This window comes from Streptomyces prasinopilosus (assembly GCF_001419695.1).
Lineage (GTDB): Bacteria > Actinomycetota > Actinomycetes > Streptomycetales > Streptomycetaceae > Streptomyces > Streptomyces prasinopilosus.
On sequence record NZ_LIRG01000561.1, the window covers coordinates 1 to 10880 of the forward strand.

Annotated in this window: 10 protein-coding genes; 6 read left to right on the top strand and 4 right to left on the bottom strand. The window is 72.4% G+C overall.

Annotated elements, in window-relative coordinates; all coding sequences use genetic code 11:
• The 6 genes from AOK18_RS22090 to purB form a co-directional block, all read left to right on the top strand.
• On the top strand, nucleotides 1-894 hold an 894-nt coding region (locus tag AOK18_RS22090), incomplete at its 5' end, for an ABC transporter permease (RefSeq protein ID WP_157865144.1).
• 169 nt (nucleotides 895-1063) lie between these two features.
• Nucleotides 1064-1498: a GNAT family N-acetyltransferase gene (locus tag AOK18_RS22095; RefSeq protein WP_055695480.1), complete on the top strand. Its 435-nt coding sequence runs from the start codon at nucleotides 1064-1066 to the stop codon at nucleotides 1496-1498.
• Nucleotides 1499-1706: 208 nt separating this feature from the next.
• Nucleotides 1707-3119 (top strand): hemolysin family protein, encoded by a 1413-nt coding sequence (locus AOK18_RS22100; RefSeq protein ID WP_055695476.1) that lies wholly within the window; start codon nucleotides 1707-1709, stop codon nucleotides 3117-3119.
• Nucleotides 3116-4129, top strand: coding sequence for a hemolysin family protein (locus AOK18_RS22105; RefSeq protein WP_055573732.1), 1014 nt, complete (start codon nucleotides 3116-3118; stop codon nucleotides 4127-4129). The genes AOK18_RS22100 and AOK18_RS22105 overlap by 4 nt, the downstream gene beginning before the upstream one ends.
• A gap of 166 nt (nucleotides 4130-4295) precedes the next feature.
• Nucleotides 4296-5072, top strand: a complete 777-nt coding sequence (locus tag AOK18_RS22110) for an SGNH/GDSL hydrolase family protein (protein ID WP_055695477.1) — start codon at nucleotides 4296-4298, stop codon at nucleotides 5070-5072.
• Between the two features lie 87 nt (nucleotides 5073-5159).
• Nucleotides 5160-6602 (top strand): adenylosuccinate lyase, encoded by a 1443-nt coding sequence (gene purB / locus AOK18_RS22115; RefSeq protein ID WP_055695478.1) that lies wholly within the window; start codon nucleotides 5160-5162, stop codon nucleotides 6600-6602.
• A 77-nt stretch (nucleotides 6603-6679) separates the two neighbouring features.
• On the opposite strand, the gene AOK18_RS34560 is transcribed toward purB, so the two are convergent.
• The 4 genes from AOK18_RS34560 to AOK18_RS22130 form a co-directional block, all read right to left on the bottom strand.
• Entirely contained in the window at nucleotides 6680-6808 is a 129-nt protein-coding gene (locus AOK18_RS34560) for a putative transporter small subunit (RefSeq protein ID WP_240503271.1), read from the bottom strand.
• 35 nt (nucleotides 6809-6843) lie between these two features.
• Nucleotides 6844-8589 carry a sodium:solute symporter family protein gene (locus AOK18_RS22120; protein WP_095534039.1) on the bottom strand — a complete coding sequence of 582 codons (1746 nt, stop codon included), beginning with the start codon at nucleotides 8587-8589 and terminating at the stop codon, nucleotides 6844-6846.
• Between the two features lie 604 nt (nucleotides 8590-9193).
• Nucleotides 9194-9916, bottom strand: coding sequence for an ABC transporter permease subunit (locus tag AOK18_RS22125; protein ID WP_055573481.1), 723 nt, complete (start codon nucleotides 9914-9916; stop codon nucleotides 9194-9196).
• 2 nt (nucleotides 9917-9918) lie between these two features.
• Nucleotides 9919-10839 carry an ABC transporter ATP-binding protein gene (locus AOK18_RS22130; protein ID WP_055695479.1) on the bottom strand — a complete coding sequence of 307 codons (921 nt, stop codon included), beginning with the start codon at nucleotides 10837-10839 and terminating at the stop codon, nucleotides 9919-9921.
• Nucleotides 10840-10880 lie beyond the last annotated feature (41 nt).

The following is a 10880-nucleotide window of genomic DNA, read 5'->3' on the forward strand; positions in this document are numbered from 1 at the left end:
GTCGTACGGCAGCGGTTCGCGCCGGTGGCGGTGCGGCTGCCGGACGGGGAGCGGGTCGAGACGACCGCCGCCGGGTACGACCACCGGGTCGACGAGGTCGCCCGGATCGCCTACGCGAGCGGCGGCACGGCGGCGGCGCTGGCCGACGGCGGCATCGCCATGGACGCCGGCTTCGCCGCGGACCACGGCGTCCGGACGGGCAGCACGGTCTTTGTCGAGTTCCCGGGCGGGCGGCGCTCGGAGCGGACCGTGGGCGCCCTCACCGACCTGGAGAGCGGCGACGGCTTCGGCGTGCGGGGCGGGCTGTTCCTCGGCATCGCGGCGGTCGAGGAGTACGTGCCCGGCGGCCAGGACTCCGCGCTGTACGTGAACGCCGCCGACGGCACGGGCGCGGACGAGCTCCGTGACCGGCTGGAGGCGACGCTCGCACCGTATCCGCAGGTCCAGGTACGCGACCAGGCCGACTACAAGGACCTCGTGCACGATCAGATCGCGGTCCTGCTGTACCTCGTCTACGCCCTCCTGGGGCTGGCGATCGTCATCGCGGTGCTGGGCGTGGTCAACACCCTGACGCTGTCGGTGGTGGAGCGCACCCGGGAGATCGGGCTGCTGCGGGCCATCGGGCTGAGCCGGCGCCAGCTGCGGCGGATGATCCGGCTGGAGGCGGTGGTGATCGCGGTGTTCGGCGCGGTGCTGGGCCTCGGGCTGGGGCTGGTGTGGGGCGTCTGCATGCACCGGGTGCTGGCCCTGGAGGGCATGACCGCGCTCGCGATCCCCTGGAACATCATCGTGACGGTCGTCATCGGTGCGGCGGTGGCCGGCATCGCGGCGGCCCTCCTGCCGGCCCTGCGCGCGTCGCGGATGAACGTCCTGGAGGCGATCGCGCACGAGTGACACGCCCGGGCGTGCTCCCCGGGCACGACCACTCCCGCGGCGTACGCGCCCGCACGGGTGACGTACTCGCCCGTACGGGTGAGGTGCGGGCCGGGCGGTGTGCCAGCCGGGCGGTGTCCGGATCGTGGAATTGCGGGTCGCGGGCCGGGCCGCGTGCTGGGATCCGCACATGACCGAACTGCGCATACGAGCCGCGGCGCCCGGGGATCTCGACGCCGTGCTGGCCTTCTGGAGGACCGCCGCCGAGGGCACCAGCATCAGCGACGACCGGGAGGGGGTGGACCTGCTGGTCGCCCGTGATCCCGGGGCGCTGCTCCTCGCCGAGAGGGGCGCCGAGCCGGTCGGCACCGTGATCGCCGGCTTCGACGGCTGGCGCTGCCACCTGTACCGCCTCGCGGTGCACCCGGACCACCGCAGGCAGGGCATCGCCTCGGCACTGCTGGCCGCGGCCGAGGAACGGTTCGCGCGCCTCGGCGGGCGCCGCGCGGACGCCATGGTGCTGCAGCGCAACGGGACCGCGCACCGGGCGTGGGACGCCGCCGGATACGCGCCCCAGGAACACTGGCGACGCTGGGTCAAGCCGCTGCCGGACGGCGGGCCCTGAGCGGGCGGGCGGACGGCGGAGGACCTCACCGGAGACCTTTGCCGGTCCTTTACGCTGGGAGGGTAACCCGGTCCTTCATGAAAGGTTGTGTGCGTCCGCCCATGGGCGAGCCCCCCAGTAGAACGCGGCATCGAAGTACCCGACGTCGCCGCACCTCGCATCGCATACTCGTTCGCTTCCCGTCCGGCCGTGGGGCGGGGGTGGCCCGGTGACCGAGGTGCTCCTCCTCCTGGTGGCGATCCTGCTCTCCCTCGCGTGCGGCGCCTTCGTCGCGGCCGAGTTCTCCCTCACCACCGTCGAACGCTCCGACCTGGAACGGGCGGTGGAGCGCGGTGAGCGCGGCGCCCCCGGTGCGCTCAAAGCCGTACGGAACCTGACCTTCCAGCTCTCCGGCGCGCAGCTCGGCATCACGGTCACCAACCTGGTGGTCGGCATGCTCGCCGAGCCGTCGATCGCCGCGCTGATCTCCGGCCCGCTGAGGAGCGTGGGGGTCGCCGACTCGGTGGCGAGCTCCCTGGCCCTGGTGCTCGGCACGGCGCTGTCGACCGTCTTCCTGATGGTGGTCGGCGAACTCGTGCCCAAGAACTGGGCGATCTCGTCACCGCTGGCCGTCGCCAAGAACGTGGGCAACGCGCAGCGCTGGTTCAGTGCCGCCTTCCGCCCCTTCATCACGCACCTGAACAACACGGCCAACCGCATAGTGCGCCTCTTCGGTGTGGAGCCGGCGGAGGAGCTGGCCTCCGCGCGCGGTCCCCAGGAGCTGGCGGCGCTGGCCCGGCACTCCGCCAAGGAGGGCGCCCTGGAGGCCGACACGGCGGAGCTGTTCGTCCGCACCCTGAACCTCGCCGACCTCACCGCGGAGAACGTGATGACCCCGCGCGTCCAGGTCGTCGCCCTGGAGGTCCAGGCGACCTGCGAGGACGTGGCGAACGCGACCCGGGCGACGGGCCTGTCCCGGTTCCCGGTGTACCGCGGCACCTTCGACTCGGTGGTCGGCACCGCGCACATCAAGGACGTGCTGGCGGTGCCCGCCGAGCGCCGTCCCCGGGTGCCCGTGTCGGAGCTGATGCGCGAACCGCTGCTGGTCCCGGAGTCGCTCACCGTCGACCGGCTGCTGGACCGGCTCTCCGGCCGGCGCACCATGGCCGTGGTGATCGACGAGTACGGCGGTACGGCGGGCGTGGCCACGCTGGAGGACATCGTCGAGGAGGTCGTCGGGGAGGTCCGCGACGAGCACGACCCGCACGAGACCCCCGACCTGGCCCGGACGGGTTCGGACGAGGAGGGGCACGACCTGTTCTCGGCCGACGGCTCCGCCCGCGTGGACCAGCTCGCCCGGGTCGGCCTGCGCGTGCCGGACGGGCCCTACGAGACCCTGGCCGGGCTCGTGGCCACCGAACTGGGCCGGATCCCCGCCGTCGGCGACACCCTGGAGGTCGCGGGGTGGCGGATGGAGGTGCTGGACGCCACGGGCCGCCGCGCGGCACGCGTGCTGCTGCACGCGCCGCTCACCGCCGCGCACCCGCAGGACGCGCCGGACGAGACGCCGGACGCCGGGCCCGCCGGCGGGGCGGAGCGCGGGAGGCACGGCACGGCGCGTGAGAAGGGGGCCCGGCGATGATCGCCGTACAACTGCTGATCGGTCTGGCGACGCTGGTCGTCAACGCCTTCTTCGTGGGCGCCGAGTTCGCGCTGATCTCGGTGCGCCGCAGCCAGATCGAGCCGTACGCCGAGCAGGGCGACCGGCGTGCCAGGAACGTGCTGTGGGGCCTGGAGCACGTGTCCGCCCTGATGGCGGCCGCACAGCTCGGCATCACGCTGTGCACCCTGGTCCTCGGTGTGGTCGCGGAGCCCGCCATCGCGCACCTGCTGGAACCGGCGTTCCACTCGCTGGGCGTGCCGGACGGCGCGGGGCACGCGGTGTCCTTCGTGATCGCCCTGTCGCTCGCGACGTACCTGCACATGCTGCTGGGCGAGATGGTGCCGAAGAACATCGCCCTCGCGGAACCCGTGCGCAGCGCGCTGCTGCTCGGTCCGCCGCTGGTGGCGCTGTCCCGGGCGCTGCGCCCGGTGATCTTCACGATCAACGCCTTCGCCAACACGCTGCTGCGGCTGCTGCGGGTCGAGGTGCGCGACGAGGTCGTGGCGACCTTCTCCGACGCGGAGCTGGCGCAGATGGTGAAGGACTCCGGCGAGGCGGGTCTGATCGACGACCGCGCGCAGGAGCGCCTGAACGACGTGCTGGAACTGGGCCGGCGGCCGGTGCGGGACGTGGTGCTGCCGCTGGAGAGCGTGGTCTACGCGCGCGTGGGCGTCACCCCCGAGGGGCTGGAGGAGCTCTCGGCGGAGTCCGGGTACTCCCGCTTCCCGGTGGTGGACGAGGGCCGGCGGATCGTCGGCTACCTGCACGTGAAGGACGCCCTCAACGCCTCTCCGCGCGACATGCCGTTCCTGCTGCGGGACATGCGTTCCATCGCGCGGGTGCGGGAGAGCACGCCGATGGACGACGTCCTCACCGCGATGCGCGGCAGCCGCACGCACCTGGCGGCCGTGCTCGGGTCGGACGGACGGCTGGCGGGGCTGGTGACGATGGAGGACGTGCTGCAGAAGCTGTTCGGCCAGCGCGTCTGAGACCGCCCCGCCCCGCCGGGTCTCCGGCGGGGCGGGGCGGTCCCGGACGGGGCCCGGCAGGTCCTGACGGGGCCCGGCGGGTCCGGAGCACGAGGCCCGACGCCTCCGGAAGGGGGAGGAGCCGACCGACCGACGGGTATGTGCACGGGATATCATCTCTGTCGCCATGCAGACGAACCCCACTCACACCAGCCTGGTCGCGGTCGGCGACTCCTTCACCGAGGGCATGTCGGACCTGCTGCCCGACGGCACGTACCGGGGGTGGGCCGACCTCCTCGCCTCGCGGATGGCGGCCGTCGCTCCCGGATTCCGGTACGCCAACCTCGCGGTGCGCGGCAAACTGATCCGGCAGATCGTCGACGAGCAGGTGGACGCGGCGGCGGCCATGCGGGCCGACGTGGTCACCCTGGTCGGCGGGCTGAACGACACGCTGCGGCCCAAGTGCGACATGGTCATGGTCCGCGACCTGCTGACCGAGGCGGTGGAACGGCTGACCCCGCACTGCGGGCAGCTGGTGCTGATGCGCAGCCCGGCCCGCCAGGGGCCCGTGCAGGAGCGGTTCCGGCCGCGCATGGAGGCGCTGTTCGCCTGCCTCGACGAGCTGGCCGAACGGCACGGCGCGCTGGTCGTCGACCTGTACGGAGCGCCCTCGCTCGGCGATCAGCGGCTGTGGGACGTGGACCGGCTGCACCTGACGGCCGAGGGGCACCGCAGGGTCGCGGAGGCGGTGTGGCAGGCGCTGGGCTACCCGCCCGAGGACCCCGAGTGGCAGCTGCCCCCGCCGGCCGCGCTGCCGCCGGCCTGGACGACGCGCCGCGCCGCGGACGCCCGGTTCGCCCGGCAGCACCTGCTGCCGTGGATAGGCCGCCGCCTCACCGGCCGCTCCTCCGGCGACGGCCGCCCGCCCAAGCGCCCCGAACTGCTGCCGTACGACCTGCGGTGACGGCGGGGGACCGCCGCCGCGCCTCGTAGCTTCCTCCGAATCACCCGTGGCGCCGACCTGCACGAATCGCCAGTAGACTCCGTGCACGTGACTGCTGCGCCCGCCAAGCCCCGTATCCCGAACGTCCTCGCCGGACGCTACGCCTCCGCCGAGCTCGCCACGCTCTGGTCGCCCGAGCAGAAGGTGAGGCTGGAGCGGCAGCTCTGGCTCGCCGTGCTGCGGGCGCAGAAGGACCTCGGCGTCGAGGTGCCGGACGCGGCGATCGCCGACTACGAGCGGGTCCTCGACACCGTCGACCTGGCGTCGATCGCCGAGCGCGAGAAGGTCACCCGGCACGACGTGAAGGCGCGGATCGAGGAGTTCAACGACCTCGCCGGGCACGAGCACGTGCACAAGGGGATGACCTCCCGCGACCTCACCGAGAACGTGGAGCAGCTCCAGATCCGGCTGTCGCTGGAGCTGGTGCGCGACCGCACGGTGGCGGTGCTGGCCCGGCTCGGCAGGCTGGCCGGGGAGTACGGCGAGCTGGTGATGGCCGGCCGCTCGCACAATGTGGCGGCCCAGGCCACCACGCTCGGCAAGCGCTTCGCCACCGCCGCCGACGAGCTGCTCGTCGCGTACGGCCGGCTGGAGGAGCTGCTGGGCCGCTATCCGCTGCGGGGCATCAAGGGCCCGGTCGGCACGGCGCAGGACATGCTGGACCTGCTGGGCGGCGACGCGGACCGGCTCGCGGAGCTGGAGCGGCGGATCGCCGGGCACCTGGGGTTCGCCGAGGCGTTCACCTCGGTCGGCCAGGTCTACCCGCGGTCGCTGGACTACGAGGTGGTGACCGCGCTGGTGCAGCTGGCGGCGGCGCCGTCCTCACTGGCGAAGACGATCCGGCTGATGGCCGGGCACGAGCTGGTCACCGAGGGCTTCAAGCCGGGCCAGGTCGGCTCGTCCGCGATGCCGCACAAGATGAACACCCGTTCCTGTGAGCGCGTCAACGGCCTGATGGTGATCCTGCGCGGGTACGCCTCGATGACCGGGGAGTTGGCGGGTGACCAGTGGAACGAGGGCGACGTGTCCTGCTCGGTGGTGCGCCGGGTGGCGCTTCCCGACGCGTTCTTCGCGCTCGACGGTCTGCTGGAGACGTTCCTGACGGTGCTCGACGAGTTCGGCGCGTTCCCGGCGGTCGTCGCCCGGGAGCTGGACCGCTACCTGCCGTTCCTGGCCACCACCAAGGTGCTGATGGGCGCGGTGCGCGCGGGTGTCGGCCGCGAGGTCGCGCACGAGGCGATCAAGGAGCACGCCGTCGCCGCGGCCCTCGCGATGCGCGAGCGGGGCGCCGAGCGCAACGACCTGCTCGACAAGCTCGCGGCCGACGGCCGGATCCCCCTCGACAGGGCCGGACTGGACGCGCTGATGGCGGACAAGCTGGTGTTCACCGGTGCCGCGGGCGCCCAGGTCGCCGCCGTCGTGGGCAGGGTCGACGAGATCGTCGAGCAGCACCCGGAGGCCGCTGGTTACGCCCCCGGGGCGATCCTCTGAGCCGTATCGGCCGGGGCTGAAGGTCCGGGACGCGCGCGAGCCGCGTCCCGCGGGACGCGGCTCGCGCGCGTTCGGGGTCAGACCAGGTCGTGGCCGTTGCGGCGGGCTTCGGCCCACTCCCGGAAGAACCCACGGCTGATCACGAACAGCGTGGCGGCCACGACGACGGGCCACATCAGGACGTAGACGGTCAGGGCTGCGGTCACTGCGCCTCCTTCTCTCTTCTTTGTCCCACCGAGCTTTACTTGGCGGGTGCGGCGGGCTCGGGTTCGCGTCCGTCCGGTACGTCTCCGCCGGCCGACCGCGGGCTCGGGACGTCGAGCGCTTCCCCGGTCCCGCCGGGGGCCGCCGCGGCGGCGTCCCCGTCGTCGAAGTCGCCGGCGCGTTCCGCGATGACGGAGAAGTCGAAGCTCTCCCCCCGGCGCGCCGACATGGCCCAGCAGATGACGGTGCTCACCGAGTAGGCGACGAGCGAACCGCACAGGGTCGCGTACTCGTGCAGGGATCCGATCGCGAACGGCGCGGCGACCACCATGGCCAGCACACCGGTGATCTTCGCCGCCATGAGGTTCGAGAAGCCGAACACCATCAGGCCGAGGACGACACCGATGCCGATGACCGCGAGCACGTCCACGACGTAACCGAAGACACCGTCCACGGGGATCCAGCCGAAGCGCACGGGCAGGAACACCGCGAGCGCCGCGAGCACCGAGGTGGTGAACGCCTTGCTGGTGACCTTCTCCCAGTAGAAGCTGGCCAGCACCGGGAAGACGAGCGCGCCCCACAGCGCGCCGACGAAGACCAGGAGGTCGAGGATGCTCAGCTGAAGACTGGCGAACGCCACCGCCAGCGCGGTGGCCACCACCATGGTGAGTCGGCCGACCAGCAGCATCGTCTTCGGGTTGGCCCGTCCCTTGCCCGCCACGCCCCGGCCGTAGACGTCGGCCATCATGATCGACGAGAGGGCGGCGAGGTCGGAGTCGGCGGTGGAGGACAGCGCGCCGACGATCATGATGAAGAAGAGGGCCAGCAGCGCGGACGGCAGATAGGTGGCGGCCATCTCCGGGATGAGGTTGTTCATGTCGCCGCCGGACGGCTCGAAGCCCAGGTAGAGGGCGAGCACGCCGAGCATGCCGACGCCGATCACCATGCCGCCGTAGCCGATGGTCGCGGTGATGAAGGTGGGCTTGATCAGGCTCTCCCGCACCGCGAACAGGCGCTGGGCGATGGTCTGGTTGCCGATCGCGTAGGCCAGCACCGCGGCGATGTAAGGGGCGCCCTGCCCCATGAAGGCCTCGCTGGAGAAGAAGTTCCCCTGCTGCGGGGTCAGGTTCGCCGCGCCGGTCTCGAAGGCCGCCGGGAAGCCGGCCGCGAAGAAGATGAACGGAACGATCACGGCGACGGCACCGAGCATCGCCACGACCTGCACGAAGTCGGTCATGACGGAGGCCCGGAACCCGGACCACAGCGTGTAGAGCAGGACGCCCGACGCGACGCAGAGGACGCCCTGGATGAAGGTGAACGGCGACAGGAGCGAGATCAGCACGCCGCCGGCGATGAAGTTGGACATCAGGCTGATGAGGCTGCCGACGACGTTGGAGCCCGCGAGCATCAGCTGGCTGGAGCGCCCGTGGCGGGCGTACATGACCTCCGCCAGCGTGTGCGCCCTGGGGGCGACGGCGCGGATGCGCTTGCCGAAGGGGTAGATGAAAAGGATCATCAGGGCGCCCCAGAGCCCGTAGTGGATGGGGCCCGAGATGCCGTAGGTGTAACCCGAGGTGGCGGAGGCGTACATCGAGGCCGCCCAGATCCACGTCGCCGTCATGCTCGCGGCCGAGACGCCGAATCCGATGTTGTTCCCAGCAGTCATGTACCCGTCGGCGTTCTCCTCCTTCTTGCCGATCCGGGCCGAGATCAGAAAGGTCCCACCGTAGAAGAAGACCAGCAGGCCAACGACAATCACGGCGCTGAACTGGGCCGTTTCCATGCCGTCCAACAGACGTACCTCCTTCGTCTCGCGGAGCCGGGCGCCGGCGACGGCATGGGAGGGCTCGCTCGGGGCATGCCGAACGCATCCGCACGCCGCGGGCGCAGAGTGTGCTCCACCCCCGCCACCCGACGCCTCATCGCGCGGACCGGGGGAGCTCAAAAATTGCGGGCCCCTTTGGGCCCGCAAACCAACCACAGGGCGGAAACCTCCACCGGCGGCGGCGTTCTCCGGTCGCACCGAGATACGCGGCTGGCCGCCCTCAAGCCCTGCCAGGCAGACAGCAGATGTCTACACTGCAATACTCTTTCTGTCCACCTTCGCAGTGATCACATCACCTTCTTCGCAGCTCTTTCTTTACAAGTCGCAACTGCGACGGGCTGCCTGTTTTCTCACCATTCGCCCGGTGTGCGGATCAGGTGGGACGAGCGGCCGTACGCAGGGCGGTGGTGCCTTCCCGGCCGCCACCGCCCGACGGGCCGCGCTCCGCCCGGAAGGGGCAAAAGCACGGCCCGTCGTCGACGGCGACGCGTGGTGCGACGCCCGTGGACCCGGTGGGCTCCCGCCGGCACCGGCATGTGACGGGCCGCCAGTTCACCGGCCGTCAGACGTCCCGGCGCCGCAGGCTCCACGCCCCCGCCAGCAGGGCGGCCGCGGTCCACAGCGCGGTCACCGCGAGCCCCGACCAGGGGCCCAGCGGCCCCTCCTGGGGCCGCTGGAAGACCAGCTGTCCGGCCCGGTCGGGCAGGAAGTCGACGACGGGACCGATCCCGTCACCGATCACGAAGGACACGACGACCATGAACGGGATCAGCACCGACAGCGTGGCCACGCCGCTGCGCAGCAGCATCGCGAGCCCCGCGGCGAACAGGGCCATCAGCATGAGGTAGACGCCGCAGCCCACGACCCCGCGCACCTGCTCGTCCCCGGTGAGGCCGTCCGCCAGGGAGCCCAGCCCCGCACGGGCCGCGAGGAGCGCGACGAGGGCGGTCAGCAGCCCGGCGACGAGCGCGGGCACGGCGACGGCCGTCGCCTTGGCGGCGAACCAGCGGCCGCGCCGCGGGACCGCCGCCAGCGAGAGCCGCAGGGCACCGTTGTGGAACTCCGACGACACGGCCATGGTGCCGAAGGAGATCGCGGCGATCTGGCCCGGCATGACGCCGGACAGGGAGATGTACAGCGGGTCGAAGTCGTCCGGCATCTCCGAGATGCCGACGAGTGCGGAGAACGCCGTGCTCACGGCGAACAGCGCCAGGAGGGCCCCGGGGAGCGGGCGGAGCGTGCGGATCTTCAGCCACTCGGACCGGAGTACGGGTGCGAACTGCATGGTCAGGCCTCCTGGGGCGGTGCGGTGAACTCGGTCTCGGCCGCGGTCAGGTCCAGATAGGCCTGCTCCAGCGTGCCCTCGTCCGCCGTGAGTTCGAGGAGCGGCACCCCCGCGGCGGAGGCGAGGCGTCCGATGTCGTCCGCCCGCGCGTCCGGCACGGTCCAGTGCCCGTCGGGGTGTTCCGCCATCTCGTGGCCCTCCTGGGCGAGCGCGGCCCCGAGGGCGGCGGGGTCGGAGGTGCGGACGCGCACGGCGGGCCGTACCCGTGCGCGGATGAACTCCCGCACCGGGGTGTCGGCCAGCAGCCGGCCCCGCCCGAGGACGACCAGGTGGTCGGCGAAGGCGGCGGTCTCGTTCATCAGGTGGCTGGAGACCAGGACGGTCCGTCCCTCGTCCGCGAGGCGGCGCAGCAGGGTGCGGATCCACACGATGCCCTCCGGGTCCAGGCCGTTGGAGGGCTCGTCGAGCATGACCACCTCCGGGTCGCCGAGCAGCGCGGCGGCGATGCCCAGCCGCTGGCGCATGCCCAGGGAGTACGTCCGCACCCGGCGGCGGCCCGCGGCGCCCAGACCGGTCTCCTCCAGCACCTCGTCGACCCGGCGGTCCGGCACGCGGTTGCTCGCCGCCAGGACGCGCAGGTGGTTCCGGCCGGTGCGGGAACCGTGCGCGGCCTGCGCGTCGAGCAGGGCGCCGACGTGGCGCAGGGGCTCGGGGAGGGTGGCGTAGGCGCGTCCGCCGACGGTGGCGGAGCCGGACGTCGGGCGGTCGAGGCCGAGCACCAGGCGCATGGTGGTGGACTTGCCGGCGCCGTTGGGGCCGAGGAAGCCGGTGACCCGGCCGGGCGGGACGCGGAAGGTGAGGTCGTCGACGGCCCGCCGGGTGCCGTACTCCTTGGTGAGGTTCTGGACGTCGATGCTGGTCATGTGCACCAGCGTGGCGGCGGACCGGGGCCCGGCACCTCCCC